This window comes from Pseudomonas reactans, from assembly GCF_013385825.1.
In the GTDB taxonomy this organism is placed as follows: Bacteria; Pseudomonadota; Gammaproteobacteria; order Pseudomonadales; family Pseudomonadaceae; genus Aquipseudomonas; species Aquipseudomonas reactans.
Genome location: NZ_JACAPG010000012.1, coordinates 404222 through 426858, shown reverse-complemented (window position 1 = coordinate 426858; position 22637 = coordinate 404222). Strand labels below are relative to the sequence as shown.

Genomic DNA, 22637 nt, shown 5'->3' with positions numbered 1-22637 from the left:
GTCCCCTGCGGCCTTCTTGATCACCCGGCGATATCGCGAATGGCGATTTCACTCAAGATGCGTTCCAGCACCTGCTCGATGGACAACTCCGTGGAATCCAGCTGTATGGCATCAGCCGCCGGCTTGAGCGGGGCTACTGCGCGCTGGGTATCACGCTCATCGCGTGCACGGATCTCATCTAGCAGACTCGACAGACTAACACCATCGACTTTGCCCTTCAACTGCAAGTAGCGGCGGCGAGCCCGCTCCTCGGCGCTGGCGGTCAGGAAAATCTTCAAGGGCGCCTCGGGAAACACCACAGTTCCCATGTCACGGCCATCGGCCACCAGGCCCGGCGGCTCTTGAAAAGCCCGCTGACGCTGCAGCAGCGCATCACGTACGGCCGGCAGCGCGGCAACCTGGGATGCCCAGGAACCCACTTGTTCGTTGCGCAGGTCATCCGTCACATCGTCCCCTTCAAGGATGATGCGCTGGGGATGACCTTCCGTCGCACCGACAAACTGCACATCAAGGTGCGCCGCCAGCAGCTTCAGGGATTCTTCGTTGGTCAGGTCGACGCCATGGTTGCGTGCGGCAAATGCCAGCAGGCGGTACAGCGCGCCGGAATCCAGCAGGCACCAGCCCAGGCGCTTGGCCAGGATGCCGGCGATCGTGCCTTTGCCCGAGCCGCTTGGCCCGTCGATGGTAATCACCGGTGCTTTGATATTCACAATTGAGCCTCTTGGGCAACACGGATGCCGACGTGGGCACACAGTGTAAGAAAATTCGGAAAAGACGTAGCAACATTGGCGCAGTCACGGATACGAATCGGCGCCGCCGCCCGCAGGGAAGCCACGCTGAAGGCCATGGCAATCCGGTGATCGCCATGGGCATGCACGTCGCCACCGCCCAACGGTCCACCCTCAATGATAATCCCATCGGGGGTCGGTTCACACTTCACGCCCAGCGCCAACAGACCGTCGGCCATCACCTGGATACGGTCGGACTCCTTCACGCGCAGCTCTGAAGCGCCGCGCAACACCGTTTGTCCCTCGGCACAGGCCGCCGCGACGAACAGCACCGGAAACTCATCTATCGCCAACGGCACCAGTGCTTCGGGAATCTCGATACCCTTCAGCGGTGCCGCTCGTACGCGCATATCCGCGACAGGCTCTCCACCCACCTCACGCTGGTTTTCCAGGGTGATATCCGCCCCCATCAGTCGCAGGATATCGATCACGCCGGTACGCGTTGGATTGACACCCACATGCTCCAGCAGCAGTTCAGAACCCTCGGCAATCGAGGCTGCCACCAGAAAAAACGCCGAAGAAGAAATATCCCCCGGCACTTCTATATGGGCAGCCGTCAGCGCATGACCAGACTCCACCGACGCCGTCGCACCCTCCACCGCGACCGGATAACCAAAGCCGCGCAACATGCGCTCGGTGTGGTCACGGGTCGGCGCAGGCTCGGTCACCGCGGTTTTGCCTTCAGCGTACAACCCGGCCAGCAATAGGCAGGATTTGACCTGGGCACTGGCCATCGGCATTGCGTAAGCCAGGCCTTTCAACGACTGGCCACCACGAATGGTCAGCGGCGGACGCCCTTCTGGCCCTGTCTCGATCACCGCACCCATTTCCCGCAAGGGCTTGGCTACGCGATTCATCGGACGCTTGGAGAGGGACGCGTCACCGGTCAGCACACTGTCGAAGCTCTGCGCTGCTAGCAAACCGGACAGCAGGCGCATGGAAGTCCCGGAATTACCGAGATAAATCGGCCCCGGCGCCGGTTTCAGGCCATTTAGCCCGACACCATGAATGGTTACGCGCCCATGGTGCGGGCCTTCAATCACCACGCCCATGTCGCGAAATGCCTGCAAGGTCGCCAGGGCGTCTTCGCCTTCAAGGAAACCTTCGACCTCAGTCACACCTTCAGCCAACGAACCCAGCATGATCGAGCGATGGGAGATCGACTTGTCGCCCGGCACCCGAATGCTTCCGCTCAAGCGGCCACCCGGTTCGGCGAGGAAGGTCAACTCATCAGCGTTCACCGCGGTTTCCATGTAGGCCCGGCGCGCCAGGATCTTGCTGAAATGCTCCCGCGCCACCCGCGCGCGGGTGAACACGCCCAATAATTGATGGCCATCTCCAGCATCAACCGCGTCGCGCAAGGCGTCGAGGTCGCTGCGGAAGGTATCCAGCGTGCGCAACACCGCTTCGCGATTGGCGAGGAAGATGTCGTGCCACATCACCGGGTCGCTGCCGGCAATCCGCGTGAAATCACGGAAGCCACCGGCTGCGTATCGGAAAATGTCGAGGTTTTCGTTGCGCTTGGCCAGGGAGTCCACCAGGCCAAATGCGAGCAAATGCGGCAGATGACTGGTCGCGGCCAGCACTTCGTCATGACGCTCGACCTGCATGTGCTCGACATCCGCGCCCAACTCACGCCACAAACCATCCACCACCGCCAGTGCAGCCGGATCGGTTTGCTCCAGCGGCGTCAGGATGACTTTATGGCGACGGAATAGCTGCGCATTGGACGCCTCCACCCCACTCTGCTCGGAACCGGCAATCGGATGGCCCGGTACAAAACGCGCCGGCATACCACCAAAGGCCCGTTGCGCCGCGCGCACCACATTGCCTTTGGCACTGCCGACGTCCGTCAGGATCGCCTGGCCCAGGTCCATGCCCGCCAGTACGGCGAGCAATTTCTCCATGGCCAGGATCGGCACGGCCAACTGGATCACGTCTGCGCCTTGGCACGCGAGCGCCAGGTCCGCCTCACAGCGATCCACCACGCCCAACTCAACCGCCAACTTGCGCGATTGCGGGTCCAGGTCCACACCGACCACTTCGCCACACAGCCCGCTTTCACGCAGGCCCTTGGCGAAGGAGCCGCCGATCAATCCCAGACCGACCACCACCAGGCGACCGATCATAGGCACAGCAGGTTGCAATGCAGTGACATCAACCACGGGCCAGAACCTTGGCCAGCGCCTCCAGGAAGCGGGCGTTTTCTGCCGGCAGACCGATGGTAATACGCAGGTGGTTCGGCATGCCGTAGTTGGCGGTCGGACGCACGATCACGCCTTCGCGCAACAGACCCTGGAACACCGGCGCGGCCACTTGGCCGAGATCAACACAAATGAAGTTGCCCTTGGACGGAATCCAGCCCAGCCCCAGCTCACGGAAGCCTTCCTGCAGTTGCAGCATGCCGCTTTCGTTGATGCGACGGCCTTCTTCCAGGTACTCGGCATCCTTCACCGCAGCACAGGCCGCCGCCAGGGCTAGACTGTTGACGTTGAACGGCTGGCGCACACGGTTCAGCACATCGGCAACTACAGCAGTGGACAGGCCATAGCCGACCCGCAGCGACGCCAGGCCATAAGCCTTTGAGAACGTGCGCGAAACCAGCAGGTTCGGGTACGCCGCCAGGAAATCCAGGCCGTTCGGCATATCACTGCCTTCGGCATATTCGATGTAGGCCTCGTCCAGCACGACCAGCACGTGTTCCGGCACGTCTTGCAGGAAGTCATTCAACGCCTGTGCGTCGAACCAGGTGCCGGTCGGGTTGTTCGGGTTGGCGATAAACACCACCCGGGTCTGGGCGTCGATGGCCGCCAGCATGGCTGGCAGGTCGTGCCCCCAATCCTTCGCAGGAACAACGCGCGCATCAGCGCCGACCGCCTGGGTCACGATCGGATACACCGCAAACGCGTGCTCACTGAACACCGCGTTCAAGCCCGGCGCCAAGTATGCACGGCCAACCAGCTCAAGAATGTCATTGGAGCCGTTGCCCAGGGTGACCTGGTTCAGCTCGACCCGGCATTTTTCCGCCAGCAGTGACTTGAGGGCAAAGCCGTTGCCATCGGGGTAGCGGGTCAGTTCAACCAGTTCTTCACGAATCGCCGCCAACACTTTTGGGCTCGGGCCCAGCGGGTTTTCGTTACTGGCCAGCTTGACGATGTTCACCGGATCCAGGTTCAACTCACGCGCCAACTCGTCCACAGGCTTGCCCGGAACGTAAGGCGACAGTTGTTGCACGCCCGGCTGAGCCAGGGCGAGGAAGTTGCCACTCATGTTAAAGCCTCACAAAACCGCTTTCGGGTAAGAGCCCAGCACCTTGAGTGCCACGGCTTCCTGACTGATTTTCTCCAGCACACCTTTGACCAGTGGGTCGCGGTGGTGGCCGATGAAGTCGATAAAGAACACGTAAGTCCATTTACCGCTGCGCGAAGGACGAGTCTCGATGCGCGTCAGGTCAATCCCGTTATCGTGGAACGGCACCAGTAGCTCATGCAGCGCGCCGGGCTTGTTACTCATGGAGACGATGATGGAAGTCTTGTCGTCGCCAGTTGGCGGCACTTCCTGGCTGCCGATCATCAGGAAGCGCGTGGAGTTGTCCGGGCGGTCCTCGATTTTCTCGGCCAGACGCGTCAGGCCATACAGGCCCGCTGCCATATCACCAGCGATGGCCGCCGAGTTCCACTCACCCTTGACCCGCTTGGCCGCCTCGGCATTGCTGGAGACCGCCACGCGCTCGACATTCGGGTAATGCGCGTCCAGCCACTTGCGGCACTGAGCCAGGGACTGGGCGTGGGAGTAGATACGGCTGATGCTGTCGGTCTTGGTGTTCTCGCCCACCAGCAGGTGATGGTGGATGCGCAGTTCGACTTCGCCGCAGATCACCATGTCATGTTCGAGAAAGCTGTCCAGCGTGTGGTTGACCGCGCCCTCGGTGGAGTTTTCCACCGGCACCACGCCAAAATTCACCGCACCGGCCGCCACTTCACGGAACACTTCGTCGATCGCCGCCATTGGCTTGCTGATCACCGCGTGGCCGAAGTGCTTCATGGCCGCAGCTTGGGTGAAGGTCCCTTCGGGGCCGAGGTAAGCCACTTTCAGCGGCTGCTCCAGGGCCAGGCACGACGACATGATTTCGCGGAACAGCCGCGCCATCTCTTCGTTGCCCAGCGGGCCTTTATTACGCTCCATCACGCGCTTGAGCACCTGGGCTTCACGCTCGGGTCGGTAGAACACCGGCACCTCACCTTCCGCCAGGGACGCCATCTTCACCCGTGCCACTTCCTGGGCGCACCGCGCGCGCTCACTGATCAGCTCCAGGACTTTCTCGTCCAGGCTGTCAATGCGTACGCGCAAGGCCTTGAGTTCTTGCTCAGACATTAGCCGTGTTCCTTTTCGAACTCCGCCATGTAGGCAACCAGCGCGTTGATCGCGTGGATGTCGACGGCGTTGTAAATGGACGCGCGCATGCCACCGACCGAACGGTGACCCTTGAGGTTCAGCAAGCCACGTTCGTCGGCACCGACCAGGAATGGCTTGTCCAGACGGTCGTCAGCCAGGCGGAACGGCACGTTCATCCATGAGCGGTCAGTCAGGTTGATCGGGTTGCTGTACAGACCGCTGGCATCGATGAAGTCGTACAGGGTGCGCTTCTTCACTTCGTTGAGCTTACCCATGGCAGCCACACCACCCTGCTCTTTAAGCCATTCGAACACCAGGCCGGAGAGGTACCAGGCAAACGCCGGCGGCGTGTTGTACATCGAGCCATTATCGGCCGCGACCTTGTAGTTGAGCATGGTCGGGCACAGCGAACGGGCGCGACCGAGCAGGTCTTCGCGAATGATGTTGACCAGGATGCCGCTCGGGCCGATGTTCTTCTGCGCACCGGCGTAGATCATGCCGTACTTGGATACATCGATAGGACGCGAAAGGATGTCCGAGGACATGTCGCACACCAGCGGCACGTCACCCACCTCCGGCACCCAGTCAAACTCCAGGCCGCCGATGGTTTCGTTCGCGACGTAGTGCACGTAGGCAGCGTCCTTCGATAGCTTCCACTCGTTCTGACCGGGAATGGCGAAGTAGTCGTACGGCTTGGCGGTACCCGCGACATTGATGTGGCCGTAACGGGAGGCCTCTTCAATGGCCTTCTGGCCCCAGATGCCCGTGTCGATATAGTCAGCCGTGCCGTCTTCCGGCAGCAGGTTCAGCGGGATCTGGGCGAACTGCTGGCTGGCGCCGCCCTGCAGGAACAGCACTTTGTAATTGGATGGGATGTCCAGCAAGTCGCGCAGATCCTGCTCGGCCTTGGTGGCGATGGACACGAACTCATCGCTGCGATGGCTCATTTCCATCACGGAGAGGCCTTTTCCATGCCAGTCGAGGAGTTCACCCTGCGCACGCTGCAGGACTGCTTCAGGAAGCGCCGCGGGACCGGCACAGAAGTTATAGGCTCTCTTGCTCACATCCAATCTCACTCTGATCTGGTGGGGCTGCAATCGTATTCGGCAACACTCTTTTGTTGGAGCGGACCGTTGTAGGAGCTGGCTTGCCTGCGATACAGGCGCCTCGGTATTTCAGTGATACCGCGGTGATGCCATCGCAGGCAAGCCAGCTCCCACATGTTTCAAAGGGGACAAACAACAAGGGGGCGAATCTTCATCCGCCCCCTGTGTGTCCGCTTATTCCTGCGGTTCTTCTTCGTCTGCGGCAGCGTCGAGGGTCGGCTCGTCGACGTTGTCATCGCCGGCTGCGATCACCTCGCCGTCAAACTCTTCACCTTCCAGCTCCTCGCCTTCGACTTCCGACGGCTCCTGGACACGCTCCAGGCCGACCAGTTTTTCGTCCTTGGCCAGCTTGATCAGGGTCACGCCCTGGGTGTTACGACCCAGGCTCGACACTTCAGCCACACGGGTACGTACCAGTGTGCCCTGGTCGGAAATCAGCATGATCTCCTCGCCGTCGAGCACCTGCACCGCGCCGACCAGACGGCCGTTGCGGTCGTTGCTGACCATGGCGATCACGCCTTGGCCGCCACGCTTGTACTCCGGGAACTCGCTGATGGCCGTACGCTTGCCGTAACCACGCTCGGAAGCGGTGAGGATCTGGCTGCCTTCTTCCGGGATCAGCATCGAAATCAGCTTCTGCCCTTCCGGCAGACGCATGCCGCGGACACCACGAGCGGTACGACCCATGGCACGAACGTCGGATTCCTTGAAGCGCGTGACCTTGCCGCCGTCGGAGAACAGCATGACTTCACGCTCACCATCGGTGATGGCAGCGGAGATCAGTACGTCGCCTTCGTCCAGCTCCAGAGCGATCAGGCCCACGCTGCGTTGACGGCTGAAGGATTCCAGCGGGGTCTTCTTCACGGTGCCTTTGGCGGTGGCCATGAAGATGAAGTGACCTTCGGTATATTCCTCGACCGGCAGCATGGTGGTGATGTATTCATCACTGTCCAGCGGCAGCAGGTTGACCAGCGGACGACCACGAGCGGCGCGGGACGCTTCCGGGATTTCGTAGGTTTTCAGCCAGTACACCTTGCCCTTGCTGGAGAACAGCAGCAGCGTGGTATGGCTGTTGGCGACCAGCAGGTGAGCGATGTAGTCCTCGTCCTTCACGCCGGTAGCCGATTTACCTTTACCACCACGACGCTGGGCCTGGTACGCCGCCAATGGCTGGGTCTTGGCATAGCCACCGTGGGAGATGGTCACCACGCGCTCTTCTTCCGGGATCATGTCACCCAGGGTCAGGTCGAGGCGCGCATCGAGGATCTCGGTGCGGCGCACGTCGCCGTATTCGGCGCGGATCACTTCCAGTTCTTCGCGGATCACTTCCATCAGGCGCACGGCGCTGCTGAGGATGCGGATCAACTCGCCGATCTGGTTGAGGATCTCCTGGTACTCGGCCAGCAGCTTCTCGTGCTCCAGGCCGGTCAGGCGGTGCAGACGCAGTTCCAGGATGGCCTGGGCCTGTTCCGGGGAAAGGAAGTACTTGCCTTCGCGCAGGCCGTATTGCGGGTCCAGGGTCTCTGGACGGCACGAATCGGCACCGGCACGTTCAACCATGGCCACCACGGCGCTGGATTCCCAAGGCGTGCTGATCAGCGCCTCTTTGGCTTCCGACGGGGTTGGCGAAGCCTTGATCAGTGCGATCACCGGGTCGATGTTCGACAGCGCAACCGCCTGGCCTTCCAGGATGTGGCCACGTTCGCGCGCCTTGCGCAGTTCGAACACGGTACGGCGGGTGACCACTTCGCGGCGGTGACGCACGAAGGCTTCCAGCAGGTCCTTGAGGTTCAGGATGCGCGGGCGGCCGTCGATCAGTGCAACCACGTTGATACCAAACACGCTTTGCAGCTGGGTCTGGGCATAGAGGTTGTTGAGGATCACCTCAGGCACTTCGCCACGACGCAGCTCGATCACTACGCGCATACCGTCTTTATCGGACTCGTCGCGCAGTTCGGTGATGCCTTCGAGCTTCTTCTCTTTAACCAGCTCGGCGATCTTCTCGATCAGACGCGCTTTGTTCAGTTGGTACGGCAGTTCGGTGATGACGATCTGCTGGCGGCCACCGACCTTGTCGATGTCTTCGATCATCGAGCGGGCGCGCATGTAAATGCGGCCACGACCGGTGCGGTAGGCTTCGATGATGCCGGCGCGACCGTTGATGATCGCGGCGGTCGGGAAGTCCGGACCCGGGATGTATTGCATCAGCTCATCGACGGTCAGCTCGGGATTGTCGATGAGGGCCAGGCAACCGTCGATGACTTCACCGAGGTTGTGCGGCGGGATGTTGGTCGCCATGCCCACGGCGATACCGCTGGAACCGTTGACCAGCAGGTTGGGGATCTTGGTCGGCATGACCGCCGGGATCATTTCGGTGCCGTCGTAGTTCGGCACCCAGTCCACGGTTTCTTTGTGCAGGTCGGCCAGCAGCTCGTGCGCCAGCTTGGTCATGCGCACTTCGGTGTATCGCATGGCCGCGGCGTTGTCGCCGTCGACCGAACCGAAGTTGCCCTGGCCGTCTACCAGCAGGTAGCGCAGGGAAAACGGCTGGGCCATCCGAACGATGGTGTCGTACACCGCAGTGTCGCCGTGAGGGTGATACTTACCGATCACGTCACCGACAACACGGGCAGATTTCTTGTACGGCTTGTTCCAGTCGTTACCCAGCTCGCTCATCGCGAACAGCACACGCCGGTGCACGGGCTTCAAGCCATCGCGCGCATCAGGCAGTGCCCGACCGACAATTACGCTCATCGCGTAGTCGAGGTAGGACTGTTTCAGCTCGTCTTCGATATTGACCGGGAGGATTTCTTTGGCCAGTTCGCCCATGAGAAGCCTGATTCCTTTTTCGGGTGAAACCTCGTCACATCCATATGGGACGAACGAAGCTCGCCGTTGCCGGCAAAGCGCCGGACAACGACTTACGACAAATCAACGAGTTATGACACGGATCTGCACGTTATGGGCAACCCCTTGGGGCGGCCCTGGAAACCGCCGGATGTTATCACAATCGCCGCCACGCACCTATCCCCCTGATGCGCATGGAGGCTAGTAATTTGACGGATGACAGGCTTGAGGGCGACGAGAGGGGCTCAGAGCTGGATCCAAGCCCAATTTCGAAAGCAAATTGGCTTAATGCAGGCGTTTACGGCACATCAGTTTAGCCAGCTTGGCGGTGTCCGGCCGTTCGACCACGCCTTTTTCGGTCACGATCACGTCGATCAGGTCCGCCGGGGTCACGTCAAACACCGGATTGAAGGCGCTGACATCGGCGGCAAAACGCTGGCCGGCGACTTCCAGCAACTCGCCGGTATCGCGCTCTTCCAGAGCGACGTCATCACCAGTGGCCATCATCAGATCGAGGGTTGAACTCGGCGCCACCACCATGAAGCGCACGCCGTGGTGCATCGCACACACCGCCAACTGGTAAGTACCGATCTTGCTGATCACATCGCCATTGGCGGCAATGCAATCGGCACCGACGATCACCCAGGTCACACCTTTGGTCTTGAGAATGTGCGCGCCGGCCGAATCGGCATTCACCGTCACCGGGATGCCCTCGCCCGCCAGCTCCCAGGCGGTCAGCCGCGAACCTTGCAGCCAGGGCCGGGTTTCATTGGCGTAGACCTGCTCGACCATCCCTTCCAGGTAGGCCGCACGAATCACCCCGAGCGCCGTACCCACGCCGCCGGTCGCCAGGGCGCCTGCATTGCCGTGGGTAAGGATGGCCTGGGCATTGCCCTGATGCTTGCGGATCAGTTCGACGCCCAACTGAGCCATGGTGAGATTGGCTTCGCGATCACTTTCATGGATGGCAATGGCTTCCGCCTCCAGCACCGCCAGCGGATCGGCGTGTTTTTTGACGCGGTCCAGGCGGTCGCGCATGCGTTTCAACGCCCAGAACAGGTTCGACGCGGTGGGACGGGTATCAGCCAGCAGTGCGTAGTCTTCTTCCCACGCGGCCTGCCAGTCACCACCCTCGGCGATGCACTCACGGGCGGCCAGCACCAGGCCATACGCGGCGCTGATGCCGATGGCCGGCGCACCGCGCACCACCATCGAACGAATGGCGGCCGCCACGTCATCGACCGTCACGCAGGCCACCCAGCTTTCCCGGGACGGCAAGGCACGCTGATCGAGCAGGTACAGCGCGCCATCACGCCAATCGATGGCCTTCACTTTCTCCGCTGCCAACAGTCGATCGCGCATCCCTTACTCCGCACTCATAAACAAAGCCGCCGATTATAGCGATCCGCCAGCCAGGACGCTCGGGTATACTTCGCCCTTCTTTATATAGCTGCCTGGGAAGAAGCCTGCGATGACCGCCACTGCCGCCCCGCTCGACTTATTGTTGCTGCCAACCTGGCTGGTACCTGTCGAACCCGCTGGCGTGGTGCTCAAGGAGCACGGCCTGGGCATTCGCGACGGGCGCATCGCGTTTATCGGGCCCAGGGCCGCGGCGTTGAAGCTTTCGGCCAACGAAGTGCGCGAACTGCCCGGCATGCTGCTCAGCCCCGGCCTAATCAACGCCCACGGGCATGCGGCGATGAGCCTGTTTCGTGGCCTGGCCGACGACCTGCCGCTGATGACCTGGCTGGAAAAGCACATCTGGCCAGCCGAGGCCAAGTGGGTCGATGAAGCCTTCGTCCGCGACGGCACCGACCTGGCCATCGCCGAACAGCTCAAAGGTGGCATCACCTGTTTCTCCGACATGTACTTCTACCCCAAGGTCGCCAGTGACTGCGTGCACAACAGCGGCATGCGCGCGCAGATCGCAATCCCGATCCTCGACTTCCCGATCCCCGGCGCCAGCACACCTGACGAGGCGATTCGCCAGGGCGTCGAGCTATTCGGCGACCTCAAGCACCACCCGCGCATCAAGATCACCTTCGGCCCGCACGCGCCCTACACGGTGTGCGATGACAACCTGGAGAAAATCCGTGTAATCGCCGAAGAGCTGGACGCCGCGATCCACATGCATGTTCACGAAACCGCCTTTGAAGTGCAGCAAGCCGTCGAGCAGACTGGCGAACGGCCATTATCGCGCCTGGGTCGCCTCGGGCTACTGGGCCCGCGCTTCCAGGCCGTTCATATGACCCAAATCAGCGAGGATGACCTGGCTTTGCTGGTAGAAAGCAACACCAGCATCATTCACTGCCCGGAATCCAACCTGAAACTGGCCAGCGGCTTTTGCCCAGTGGAGCGCCTGTGGCAGGCTGGCGTGAACGTGGCCATCGGCACCGATGGCGCCGCCAGCAACAATGACCTCGACCTGCTGGGTGAAACCCGCACCGCAGCGATGCTGGCCAAGGCCGTCGCCGGTTCGGCCACCGCACTGGATGCCCATCGCGCCCTGCGCATGGCCACCCTCAACGGTGCACGGGCCATGGGCCTGGAAAGCGAGATTGGCTCGCTGGAGGTCGGCAAGGCGGCGGATATCGTCGCCTTCGATCTCTCGGGGCTGGCGCAACAACCGATCTACGATCCGGTCTCGCAGCTTATATATGCCACCGGACGCGATTGTGTGAAACACCTTTGGGTCGCCGGCAAGCAGTTGCTCGACGACCGGCAATTGACCCGCATGGATGAACAACAGTTGACCGCCACGGCCATTGCCTGGGGCCAACGCATCAGCGGGCACAGCGAATAACGAAGGTTTTGAACCCTTGGGTTCAGAACTGACCCAACGATTTATCAGGTTTAGAGGATTCACCATGAGCAACGTCGACCACGCCGAAATCGCCAAGTTTGAAGCCCTGGCCCACCGCTGGTGGGACCGCGAGAGCGAGTTCAAGCCGCTGCACGACATCAACCCGCTGCGGGTCAACTGGATTGACGAGCGCGTCAACCTGGCCGGCAAGAAGGTGTTGGACGTGGGTTGCGGCGGCGGCATCCTCAGCGAAGCCATGGCACAGCGCGGCGCGACCGTGATGGGCATCGACATGGGCGAAGCGCCCTTGGCCGTGGCCCAACTGCATCAACTGGAATCCGGCGTGAACGTCGAGTACCGCCAGATCACCGCCGAAGCCCTGGCCGAAGAAATGCCCGAGCAGTTCGACGTCGTCACCTGCCTGGAAATGCTCGAGCACGTACCGGACCCGTCCTCGGTGATCCGCGCCTGCTTCCGCATGGTCAAGCCCGGCGGCCAAGTGTTCTTCTCCACCATCAACCGCAACCCCAAGGCCTACCTGTTCGCGATCATCGGCGCTGAATACATCATGAAGCTGCTGCCGCGCGGCACCCATGACTTCAAGAAATTCATCCGCCCGTCCGAGCTGGGCGCCTGGAGCCGCCAGGCCGGGCTGACCGTCAAGGACATCATCGGCCTGACCTACAACCCGCTGACCAAGCACTACAAGCTGGCCAACGACGTTGACGTCAACTACATGATCCAGACCCTGCGCGAGGAGTGAGCCTGTGAAGTTGCGAGCGGTTCTCTTCGACATGGACGGTACCCTGCTGGATACCGCGCCGGACTTTATCGCCATCTGCCAGGCCATGCGCGCCGACCGCGACCTGGCGCCGATCAACCCTCAGCACATCCGCGATGAAATCTCCGGCGGTGCGAAGGCGATGGTGGCCGTGACCTTTTCCATGGACCCGGAATCCCCAGGCTTTGAAGAACTGCGCCAGGAATTCCTCGAGCGCTACCTCAAAGGGTGCGCGGTCCACAGCAAACTGTTCGACGGTATGGCCGAACTGCTGGAAGACATCGAGAAGTCCAAGCTGGTCTGGGGCGTGGTCACCAACAAACCCCTGCGTTTTGCCGAACCGATCATGCAGCAATTGGGCCTGGCCGAGCGCTCGGCGCTGCTGATTTGCCCGGACCATGTGAAGAACAGCAAGCCGGACCCGGAGCCGATGATCCTGGCGTGCAAGATGCTCGACCTGGACCCGGCCAGCGTATTGTTTGTGGGCGATGACCTGCGCGATATCGAGTCCGGCCGCGACGCTGGCACGCGCACTGCAGCGGTCACCTACGGCTACATCCACCCGGACGACAACCCGCGCCATTGGGGCGCCGATGTGGTGGTGGATCACCCGCTGGAACTGCGCAAGGTGCTGGATAACGCACTGTGCAGTTGCTGATCGAGACTACTCGCGGCTGATGCGCTTTTGTGGCGAGGGAGCTTGCTCCCGCTGGACTGCGTAGCAGGCCTATCTTTTTGGGCCGCTTCGCGCCCCAGCGGGAGCAAGCTCCCTCGCCACAAAAGCCCTGGCTGCGATCAATCACATGGATTTTCTGTGAATTCTGTCGAGGTTGTTTATGTTTGATTACTCCGCACGTCCAGAACTGCTCAAAGGCCGGGTGATCCTGGTGACCGGCGCCGGTCGCGGGATCGGCGCCGCGGCGGCAAAAACCTACGCCGCCCATGGCGCCACCGTGCTTTTGCTGGGCAAGACCGAAGCCAACCTGGCCCAGGTATATGACGAAATCGAAGCGGCGGGCCAACCGCAACCCGTGGTGATTCCGTTCAACCTGGAGACCGCCCTGCCCCATCAATACGATGAGCTGGCTGCGATGATCGAAAAGGAATTCGGCCACCTCGACGGCCTGCTGCACAACGCCTCGATCATCGGCCCACGCACGCCGATCGAGCAGTTGTCGGGTGAGAACTTCATGCGGGTGATGCACGTGAACGTCAACGCGATGTTCATGTTGACCAGCACCTTGCTGCCGCTGCTCAAGCTGTCCCAGGATGCGTCGGTGGTGTTTACCTCCAGCAGCGTCGGGCGCAAGGGCCGGGCTTATTGGGGTGCTTATGGCGTGTCGAAGTTTGCGACCGAAGGCTTGATGCAAACCTTGGCCGATGAGCTTGAGGATGTGGCAGCGGTACGCTCCAACAGCATCAACCCAGGTGGCACGCGCACCAGCATGCGCGCCCAGGCGTATCCAGGGGAAAACCCGATGGAGCGGCCTGCTCCGGAAGAGATCATGCCGGTGTACCTGTACCTGATGGGGCCGGACAGTGCGGGCATCAACGGCCAGGCGTTTGACGCGCAATAATGCTGCGCCCCCTGTAGGAGCGAGCTTGCTCGCGAAAATCGTTAACGATGGCGCAGCGAGTATGGTTTAACGCGGCGCTCTCAGGTTCTTCGCGAGCAAGCTCGCTCCTACAGGAATCCGTCAGTTTTTCACGACCTCTTCGAGGGTGAAACGGCCCAGCGGGTTTTGCAGGAAGTTGCTCACATTCTTGCGTGAGATGTTGATGTACGGGCTGTAGTACAAGTCGATCCAGTTCACGTCCTGTTTCGCCAGTTTCTGCAACTCCACATACATCTGCTCACGCTTGGCCGGGTCCGCCTCGATGCGCGCCTGTGCCACCAGCGCCTTGACCTTGTCGTTCTTGTAGCGGGTCATGTAGTTCTGGTTGGTGTCATGGCCTAGCACGAAGGTGGTCTTCTGGTCCGGGTCGAGGATGTCGTTGGTCCAGTACATCACCGAAATGTCGTACTCACCGTCCACCAGCATCTGCCAGCTCTGGGTCGGGTCGACCTTTTGCAGGTTGGCCGTCACACCGACCTTGGCCAGTTGGTCCTTGATGATCACCGCAATCTGCTCGTCGGCTTCGTTGCCGGCGTTGACCACGTAGTTGAGCTTCAAGTCCTTGGCGCCGGCCTGCTCCAGCAGCTTCTTGGCGGCGGTCGGGTCATACGGGCGTTGCAGGTTGTTGGCGTAGTGGTACAACGAGCCCTTTGGAATGTAGGAATAAGCCACGGTGCCTTGACCGTAAGTGGCGGTCTTCACCAGTGATTGTTTGTCGATGGCCATGTCCAGCGCCTGACGCACTTCCGGCTTGGCCAGCAGGCCGTGCTCGTGGTTGATCAGCAGGTGATCTTCACGAGTAGACGGGTCGGCGTGGATCACCACGTTCTTGTCTTTCTTCAGCTCCTCGACCCGCGAGAAGGGTACGAAGATCGCCGTGTCCAGCTCGTTGTTCTGCACCATGCGCATGCGTGTGTTGTCGTCGGTCACGGAGACCCACTCCACGCCATCCAGGCTTACGTTCTTGGCCTGCCAGAAATTCGGGTTCTTCTTCAGGATCACCCGATCACCCTTGCGCCACTCGTCCACGGTAAACGCGCCGGAAGTCACCGGGTTTTCCGAGTAGGCGTCTTCGCCCATTTTGGTCATGGCTTTTTCCGACAGGATCGACACCGTCGGCGACGCTAATTGCGAGAGGAAGGCTACCGCCGGGGTCTTCAGGGTGACCACCAGGGTTTTCGGGTCCGACGCCTTGGCCGTGTTGATCAAGTTGAACGGATCGGCCCACAGCGAGGCCTTGTTGTCGCGGATGCGCAGCAGGCTGAATGCGGCGTCCTCGGCGGTGATCGCCGAGCCATCGGAGAACTTCGCATCACGCAGTTTGAAGGTGTAGGTCAGGCCATCCTTGGAAATGTCCCAGCTTTCGGCCAGGCCCGGCTCCATCTTGGTGCCCAGGTTGTCGACGCGTACCAGGGTGTCGTAGACGTTGGCGAATACCCAGGTGTCGCGGTTTTGCGCGCTTTTGATCGGGTCGAACGTGGTGCTGTCTTCACGGCAACCGATGGTCAGGACACCGGCGGCGTGTGCCAGCCCGGCAGTGAGAGACCATGCGGTCAATGTAGCAGCAGCGAGTAACTTCAAGTGGCGCGATTGCATGTCATAACTCCTTGTTCATGAATGGCAGGGAAGGGTCAAAGCAACGGTTCTTCAAGCACGCAACTGTACCGATGCTCGTGCAGGAAATGCGTCGGCGGCAACACCACGGAACACAAGGCTCGGGCATGCCGGCAACGCGGGTGAAAGGCGCAGCCTGTAGGCAAATTCAGCGGGCTCGGTGGTTCACCCGGCAAGGGTTCGGTAGGCAATGGCCGATGGGGATCGATCTCGGGAATCGCCTGGATCAACGCTGCCGTGTACGGGTGACGTGGCGCCGTAAACACCGCTTCAACCGGGCCCTCCTCGACGATCTTGCCCAGGTACATCACCGCCACGCGGTCACACAGGCGGCGCACGATGGCCAGGTCGTGGGCGATGAACAGGATCGCCAGGTTCATGCGCTGTTGCAGCTCCAGCAACAGGTTGATGATCTGGCCCTGGATCGACACGTCCAGCGCCGCCACGCACTCATCGGCAATGATCAGCCGAGGCTCCACCGCCAGCGCTCGGGCGATACCAACGCGCTGGCACTGGCCGCCGCTGAGGGAGCCGGGTTTGCGGCTGGCCAGTTCGGGGCGCAGGCCGACCAGGTCGAGCAGTTCATTCACACGCGCCGGGATCTGCTCCGGCGTGACCTTGCGCTGCACCCGCAACACTTCGGCAATGGTTTCGCCGATGGTGTGGCGCGGGTTCAGCGCGGCGTACGGGTCCTGGAAGATCATTGCGGTTTCATGGCGCAGGCGGGTGATGTCGATGGTGCTGCCATGGGCCATGTCGATGCCATCAAACAACACCTGCCCAGCACTGATCGGGTTGAGGTGCAAAATGGCGCGACCCAAGGTGCTTTTACCGCTGCCGGACTCGCCGACCAACCCGAGGGTTTCACCTGCCGCCAGGTTCAGGGACACCCCGTTCACTGCCCTCACCCACTGCTTGTTCAAGCCGAACAAACCCGTGCCGGACGCGGCAAACTTCACCTCAAGGTCCTTGATCTGTAACAGACTCATGGGTGCACTCCCAACGGGTAATGACAGGCGACTCGCGCGCCTTCCGGCAGCACCTCGGTGCACAAGGTGCCGACCTGCGGGCAACGCGGGTTGAAGCGGCAGCCGGCGGGCAATGCGTCCAGCAACGGCGGTTGCCCAGGAATCGTGCGCAGCAAGGCGTGGCCACTGCTGTGGGCGGGCTGGCAGTCAATCAGGCCTGCGGTGTAGGGATGCTGCGGATGCGCCAGCAGATCATATTTGCTGCCGTGCTCACACAGGCGCCCGGCGTACATCACGGCGATGGCGTCGCAGGTTTGCGCGACCACGCCCAGGTCGTGGGTAATCATGATGATCGACAGACCGCGCTGGTCACGCAGCTCCAGCAACAGCCGCAGGATTTGCGCCTGCACCGTCACATCCAGGGCGGTGGTGGGTTCATCGGCGATCAGCACTTTCGGGTTGCAGCCCAGGGCGACGGCGATCATCGCGCGCTGGCGCATGCCGCCGGAAAACTCATGGGGGTAGTTGTCGACCCGCGCCTGAGGATCGGGGATGCCCACTTGGCGCAGCACGTCGATGGCTTGCAGCCGCGCGTCCCTTTTCGAGGCGCCTTGGTGCAAGCGAATACCCTCGGCAATCTGCTCACCGATGCGCATCAAGGGGTCGAGGTGGCTGCTGGGGTTCTGGAAGATCATGCCCAACTGACCGCCGCGCACGGCACGCATACCGGCGTCATCCAGTGACAGAAGATCCTGGCCAGCCAGCTTTACGGCACCGCCGTGAACCCGCAAATTGGGGGAAGGCAATAAACGCATCAGGCCGCGACAGGCCATGGTTTTGCCCGAGCCGCTTTCCCCGACCAGACCGAGGATCTCGCCTTCGGCCAAATCGAAGGACACGCGATCGACCAAGGTCACATCACGCCCGGCATTGTTGGCGATCACACTGAGGTCGCGCACTTGCAACAGGCTCATGAGCGATCCCCCAACACTTGCGCCACGCCATCAGCGAGCAGGCTGAAACCCATGGCCAAGGTCACGATGGCCAAGCCCGGAAAGGTGCAGATCCACCAAGCGGTGGTAATGAAGGCCTGCCCTTCGGCCACCATCGTGCCCCACTCGGCGGTCGGCGGTTGCACGCCCAGGCCCAGGTAACTCACGGCGGCGCCGTTGAGCAACACCAACACCGCGTCCGACATGGAAAACACGATGGAGCCGAACATCGCATTGGGCAGCAGGTGCCGAAACAGAATCCGCCCATGGCCAAAGCCCAGGCTCTTGGCGGCCAGGGCAAAGTCGCTTTCCTTGAGCACCAGGATCTGCGAGCGGATCAGCCGGGCGTAGGACACCCATCCCACCAGCGCCATGGCGATGTAGAAACTCTTCAGGCCTGGACCGAGGATGGCCATGATCGCCAGCATCAACACCAGGAACGGGAATGCCAGGATCACATCGATCACACGCATGCAGACACTGTCGAAACGTCCGCCGATGTAACCGGAGACCGCGCCAACGAAGGTGCCGATCATGAACGGGAAAATCACCCCGACGATGGCCAGTTGCAGGTCAATGCGTGCGCCCCAGATCACCCTCGAAAGGATGTCCCGACCATAGTTATCCGTACCAAACGGATGAGCCAGGCTGGGTCCGAGCAAACTGATATCCGTGTTCTGCGCAATCGGGTCGTAGGGCGCGATCCACGGCGCGAACAGCGCAAGCACCAGCCATGCCAGCAGAATCAGCAAGCCCCACGCCGCCGTCAGCCGGCCATTGCGAAAGCCAAAGCGCAGGCGCAAACGCCACGGGGCAATCAACGGGCGGCTGCTCATTGCATCTTCACCCGTGGGTCAAGGGCCACCGTCACGACGTCAGCGATGAAGTTGACGATCACCGTCGCACAGGCCAGCACCATGGCCACGCCCTGCACCACCATGTAATCGCGGGTAAAGATCCCGCGCACCAGCAATTGGCCAATGCCGGGGATGGCGAACAGACTTTCGATGACCACCGTGCCGCTGATCAGCCAGCCGATGTTCACCGCCAGCAGGTTGACCGCCGGCACCAGGGAATTGGGCAGCACATGACGGCGAAACACCGCGGCTTCCGACAATCCACGTGCCCGGGCGGCGGTCACGTGGTCGGCCTGTAACTCCATCAGCATGCTCGCGCGCAGGTTGCGCACCAGCACTGCCGACAGCGCCAGGGCAATTGTCAGGCAGGGCAAAACCATGTGATGCGCCTTGTCCAGCCAGGTTCGGCCGTAGCCGGACACCGGAAACAATCCCCATTGCACGCTCAGCAACAGGATCAGCATCAACCCCAGCCAGAACGCCGGCATGCCCAGGCCGACCGTGGTGAATACACGGATCAGGTTATCCGCCCAACCACCCTTGTTGCGCGCAGCCAAGGTCGCCAGCGGCACCGCAATCAGCAGCGCCAGCACCACGCTGCCCAGCACCAAGACCAACGTGGGCTCGATGCGGGTGACGATCAGCTTGAGGGCGTCGACCTTGTACAGCAGCGATTGGCCGAGGTCGCCCTTGAGCAGGTTCTTCAGGAAGTAGAAATATTGCAGCCACAACGGCTGGTCGAGGCCGTACTGGGCGCGGATCTTCAGCAAGGCGTCGGGTGTGCTGCGCGAGCCCAGCAGCGCGCGCGCCGGGTCGCCGGGAATCGAGCGCACCAGCACAAAGGTGATCAGGCTGATGCCAAACAGTACCGGCAGCAATTGCAGCGGCCGGGACAGCACAAAACGGTAGCGCGCCAGGTTCATCCGTCAGCCTCGGTGACGCGAGAGGAAGTCCAGCAGCACCGGGAAATATGCCTGGGGCTCCTCATAAAACGGCATATGGCTGCTGTTGGGGAAGACGTGCAATTCGGCGTGCCGGGCCGCGAGTTTCATGCGCATGGCGCAGGCCGGGGTGAGTTCGTCATGCTGGCCGGTGGTGATCAGGATCGGCATCTTGAACTCGGCCATCTCGGGGATGCGGTTCCAGTCCTTGAGGTTGCCGATGTAGAGGAATTCATTGGGGCCCTGCATGGTTTCGTAGGGGCCCATGTTCCAGTCGTCGAGAGAGCGTTTGACCGGCGCGGGCCATTCATCCAGGCGGCACACGTGGCGATAGTTGAGCAAGGTGATCGCGGCCTGGTATTGCGGGTGGTCCAGGGTGCCCATGGCTTCGTGGCGCTGCATCATCGCCACGGTTTCGCTGCCGAGGGCGCCGCGCAGGCGCTCCAGTTCCTGGGACAGGTGCGGAATGTCACCGACGGTGTTTTCGAGGATCAGGCTTTTCAGCGCGTCGGGGTAGTGGATAGCGTATTCGATACCGAGCCAGCCGCCCCAGGAATGCCCAAGCAGGTGCACACGGCCCAAGCCCAGGGCCTGGCGCACGGTTTCGACTTCTTCGACATAACGGCGGATTTCCCACAGCGAAACGTCGGTGGGTCTGGCTGATGCGCCCGTGCCAAGCTGATCGAATGCAACCACTCGCAGGTTATGGTCTTTGAGCCAGCCATGGGCGTCGCGCAAGTAGTCACACGGAAGGCCTGGCCCGCCGTTGAGGCACAACAGCACCTCATCGCCTTCGCCAAAGCTGTAGACCACGAGGTTATGGCCGTCGACTTGCACGTTGTACTGCTGGTCGGGGGCAATTTCACGCCACATGCATACATTCCTTGTGTTGTATCGGCCTGGCAGGCAGCGGCCGTTTTATCAGGCCAACACTACCGAGGATGCCGTGCGTCCATAACCTAGTATTTCTTATAGGTTTGGCCTGGCAGTCCTTCGCCGGGGCGTGGCATTCTACTTGCCGCAAGTCGAGATTCAAATGAATTCGGGAGCCGAACGGATGCAGGCCAAGCTGACTGCGTTAAATCACCGTCTGATGCCGGGCAGGAGCCTGGACGAACAGATGGATAACACGTTTATCCTCGCCCAGCAGTTGGGCTTCGATGCATTGGTGTATGACTACACCCCGGTGCCGATCGACCAGGATGGCGCATTGATCACACCCTCGGTGCTCGCACTGCGCAATACCCCGCCTGACTGGCATGCCCTGTGGTGCAGCGAAGGGTTCTACCAGATCGATCCGGTGCAACACCTGGCCCTGAGTACGGTGTCACCGTTCGTATGGTCCTACGACGTCAAGGCCGATACCCCACTGCAAAAGATCATTGATCCCTGTCATGCGCCGGTTTCGTCCTACTTGCACGACCAGCAATTGACCTGCGGCGTCAGCGTGCCAATCCACCTGCCCCGTGGCGGCTTCGCCTCGCTGACCGGCCTGCGCACCGGCAACGCCCGCACCGTGTTGAAGGATGCGCAGCAGACCTTGTCGGACTTCAGCCTGATTTCCCATGCCTTGCAGGAAGCGGCCTACCCGCTGTTCAGCAAGGAGCTACGCACTTATCCGCATATTCACCTGACAAAACGCGAACGTGAGTGCCTCAAATGGGCCGCCGACGGGCTGACCGCCGCTGAAATCGCCGCGCAATTGAGCCGCTCGCTGGCGGTCGTCACCCTGCACCTGGCCTCGGCGATGCACAAGCTGGGCGCCAAGAACCGCGTGCAGGCGGTCGTGCGTGCCACCCATTACCGCCTGCTGGAAGACTGACCGCTCGGCAAAACCTAGCTGTTTTGCTAGTTACTTAAATTTCTGCCACGCATTATCGTGTCCCTGATCCTTTTTTCAGAGCAGGGTACGAAATGGAATTCATCGAAAAAATCCGCGAAGGGTATGCGGCGTTTGGCGCCTACCAAACCTGGTACCGCGTCACCGGTGACCTGTCGAGCGGCCGCACGCCCCTGGTGGTTATCCACGGCGGCCCCGGATGCACCCATGATTATGTTGACGCGTTCAAGGACGTGGCCGCCAGCGGTCACGCCGTGATCCACTACGACCAGTTGGGCAACGGCCGCTCCACCCATCTGCCCGACAAAGACCCGTCCTTCTGGACCGTGGGCCTGTTCCTCGAAGAACTCAACAACCTGCTGGACCACCTGCAGATCAGCGATAACTACGCGATCCTCGGCCAATCCTGGGGTGGCATGCTCGGCAGTGAACACGCGATCCTGCAGCCCAAGGGCCTGCGCGCCTTTATCCCCGCCAACTCGCCGACGTGCATGCGCACCTGGGTCAGCGAAGCCAACCGACTGCGCAAATTGTTGCCGGAAGGTGTGCATGAAACCCTGCTCAAACATGAAGCCGCTGGCAACTATCAGGACCCGGAATACCTCGCCGCGTCGCGGGTGTTCTATGACCAGCACGTGTGCCGAGTCATCCCGTGGCCGGAGGAAGTAGCGCGCACATTTGCCGCAGTCGATGCAGACCCGACGGTGTACCACGCCATGAGCGGCCCGACCGAGTTCCACGTGATCGGCAGCTTGAAAGACTGGAAGTCCACTGGCCGTCTATCGGCGATCAATGTGCCGACGCTGGTGATCTCAGGTCGGCACGACGAGGCCACGCCGCTGGTGGTCAAGCCATTCCTGGATGAAATCACCGATGTGCGCTGGGCGCTGTTTGAAGACTCCAGCCACATGCCCCATGTGGAAGAACGCCAAGCGTGCATGGGGACTGTGGTGAAGTTTTTGGATGAGGTGTGTTCAGCGAAGTACAACATACTTAAAGCTGGCTGACCCCAATGTAGGAGCCGGCTTGCCGGCGATAGCAATCTGTCAGTTGATGCAATGTTGACGGGTAGGCCGCTATCGCCGGCAA

General features: G+C 61.4%; 19 protein-coding genes. 6 read left to right on the top strand and 13 right to left on the bottom strand.

Annotated features, from left to right (window positions below):
- Nucleotides 1-20: 20 nt before the first annotated feature.
- From cmk to mtnA, 7 genes are all read right to left on the bottom strand, one after another.
- Complete coding sequence (gene cmk, locus HX868_RS15985) at nucleotides 21-710, bottom strand: (d)CMP kinase (RefSeq protein ID WP_003172653.1); 690 nt, start codon at nucleotides 708-710, stop codon at nucleotides 21-23.
- Nucleotides 707-2917, bottom strand: a complete 2211-nt coding sequence (locus HX868_RS15980) for a bifunctional prephenate dehydrogenase/3-phosphoshikimate 1-carboxyvinyltransferase (protein WP_246355535.1) — start codon at nucleotides 2915-2917, stop codon at nucleotides 707-709. The genes cmk and HX868_RS15980 overlap by 4 nt, the downstream gene beginning before the upstream one ends.
- A gap of 28 nt (nucleotides 2918-2945) precedes the next feature.
- A complete protein-coding gene (hisC, locus tag HX868_RS15975) occupies nucleotides 2946-4058 on the bottom strand; it encodes a histidinol-phosphate transaminase (protein WP_177003509.1) in 1113 nt (370 codons plus the stop codon).
- A gap of 9 nt (nucleotides 4059-4067) precedes the next feature.
- On the bottom strand, nucleotides 4068-5162 hold the full coding sequence (gene pheA / locus HX868_RS15970) for a prephenate dehydratase (protein WP_003172650.1): 1095 nt from the start codon (nucleotides 5160-5162) through the stop codon (nucleotides 4068-4070).
- Nucleotides 5162-6247: a 3-phosphoserine/phosphohydroxythreonine transaminase gene (serC, locus tag HX868_RS15965; protein WP_177003508.1), complete on the bottom strand. Its 1086-nt coding sequence runs from the start codon at nucleotides 6245-6247 to the stop codon at nucleotides 5162-5164. Before serC ends, pheA begins: the two co-directional genes overlap by 1 nt.
- A gap of 216 nt (nucleotides 6248-6463) precedes the next feature.
- The gene (gene gyrA, locus HX868_RS15960) at nucleotides 6464-9118 is read right to left on the bottom strand and encodes a DNA gyrase subunit A (RefSeq protein WP_005786294.1); all 2655 of its coding nucleotides are present in this window, start codon (nucleotides 9116-9118) and stop codon (nucleotides 6464-6466) included.
- 303 nt (nucleotides 9119-9421) lie between these two features.
- Nucleotides 9422-10498, bottom strand: a complete 1077-nt coding sequence (gene mtnA, locus HX868_RS15955) for an S-methyl-5-thioribose-1-phosphate isomerase (protein ID WP_177003507.1) — start codon at nucleotides 10496-10498, stop codon at nucleotides 9422-9424.
- A 109-nt stretch (nucleotides 10499-10607) separates the two neighbouring features.
- Here mtnA and HX868_RS15950 point away from each other — a divergent pair, with 109 nt between their 5' ends.
- From HX868_RS15950 to HX868_RS15935, 4 genes are all read left to right on the top strand, one after another.
- Nucleotides 10608-11939 carry a TRZ/ATZ family hydrolase gene (locus tag HX868_RS15950; RefSeq protein WP_177003506.1) on the top strand — a complete coding sequence of 444 codons (1332 nt, stop codon included), beginning with the start codon at nucleotides 10608-10610 and terminating at the stop codon, nucleotides 11937-11939.
- 64 nt (nucleotides 11940-12003) lie between these two features.
- Complete coding sequence (gene ubiG, locus HX868_RS15945; protein WP_010211967.1) at nucleotides 12004-12702, top strand: bifunctional 2-polyprenyl-6-hydroxyphenol methylase/3-demethylubiquinol 3-O-methyltransferase UbiG; 699 nt, start codon at nucleotides 12004-12006, stop codon at nucleotides 12700-12702.
- Between the two features lie 4 nt (nucleotides 12703-12706).
- The gene (gene mupP / locus HX868_RS15940) at nucleotides 12707-13378 is read left to right on the top strand and encodes an N-acetylmuramic acid 6-phosphate phosphatase MupP (protein WP_033902529.1); all 672 of its coding nucleotides are present in this window, start codon (nucleotides 12707-12709) and stop codon (nucleotides 13376-13378) included.
- A 178-nt stretch (nucleotides 13379-13556) separates the two neighbouring features.
- Nucleotides 13557-14297 carry a YciK family oxidoreductase gene (locus HX868_RS15935; RefSeq protein WP_016975315.1) on the top strand — a complete coding sequence of 247 codons (741 nt, stop codon included), beginning with the start codon at nucleotides 13557-13559 and terminating at the stop codon, nucleotides 14295-14297.
- A 120-nt stretch (nucleotides 14298-14417) separates the two neighbouring features.
- On the opposite strand, the gene HX868_RS15930 is transcribed toward HX868_RS15935, so the two are convergent.
- The 6 genes from HX868_RS15930 to HX868_RS15905 are packed head-to-tail and all read right to left on the bottom strand — an operon-like array spanning nucleotide 14418 to nucleotide 20581.
- Nucleotides 14418-15932, bottom strand: a complete 1515-nt coding sequence (locus HX868_RS15930; RefSeq protein WP_177003505.1) for an ABC transporter substrate-binding protein — start codon at nucleotides 15930-15932, stop codon at nucleotides 14418-14420.
- Nucleotides 15933-15967: 35 nt separating this feature from the next.
- The gene (locus HX868_RS15925; RefSeq protein WP_028619463.1) at nucleotides 15968-16939 is read right to left on the bottom strand and encodes an ABC transporter ATP-binding protein; all 972 of its coding nucleotides are present in this window, start codon (nucleotides 16937-16939) and stop codon (nucleotides 15968-15970) included.
- The gene (locus HX868_RS15920; RefSeq protein ID WP_177003504.1) at nucleotides 16936-17892 is read right to left on the bottom strand and encodes an ABC transporter ATP-binding protein; all 957 of its coding nucleotides are present in this window, start codon (nucleotides 17890-17892) and stop codon (nucleotides 16936-16938) included. The genes HX868_RS15925 and HX868_RS15920 overlap by 4 nt, the downstream gene beginning before the upstream one ends.
- A complete protein-coding gene (locus HX868_RS15915) occupies nucleotides 17889-18746 on the bottom strand; it encodes an ABC transporter permease (RefSeq protein ID WP_177003503.1) in 858 nt (285 codons plus the stop codon). Before HX868_RS15915 ends, HX868_RS15920 begins: the two co-directional genes overlap by 4 nt.
- On the bottom strand, nucleotides 18743-19690 hold the full coding sequence (locus HX868_RS15910) for an ABC transporter permease (protein WP_095015217.1): 948 nt from the start codon (nucleotides 19688-19690) through the stop codon (nucleotides 18743-18745). Before HX868_RS15910 ends, HX868_RS15915 begins: the two co-directional genes overlap by 4 nt.
- A gap of 3 nt (nucleotides 19691-19693) precedes the next feature.
- Nucleotides 19694-20581 (bottom strand): proline iminopeptidase-family hydrolase, encoded by an 888-nt coding sequence (locus HX868_RS15905; protein ID WP_016975311.1) that lies wholly within the window; start codon nucleotides 20579-20581, stop codon nucleotides 19694-19696.
- A 184-nt stretch (nucleotides 20582-20765) separates the two neighbouring features.
- Between HX868_RS15905 and HX868_RS15900 the strand changes: the two genes are divergently transcribed.
- Both HX868_RS15900 and HX868_RS15895 read left to right on the top strand, forming a co-directional pair.
- Nucleotides 20766-21530 (top strand): LuxR family transcriptional regulator, encoded by a 765-nt coding sequence (locus HX868_RS15900; protein WP_177003553.1) that lies wholly within the window; start codon nucleotides 20766-20768, stop codon nucleotides 21528-21530.
- A gap of 92 nt (nucleotides 21531-21622) precedes the next feature.
- Entirely contained in the window at nucleotides 21623-22555 is a 933-nt protein-coding gene (locus HX868_RS15895; RefSeq protein WP_177003502.1) for a proline iminopeptidase-family hydrolase, read from the top strand.
- Nucleotides 22556-22637 lie beyond the last annotated feature (82 nt).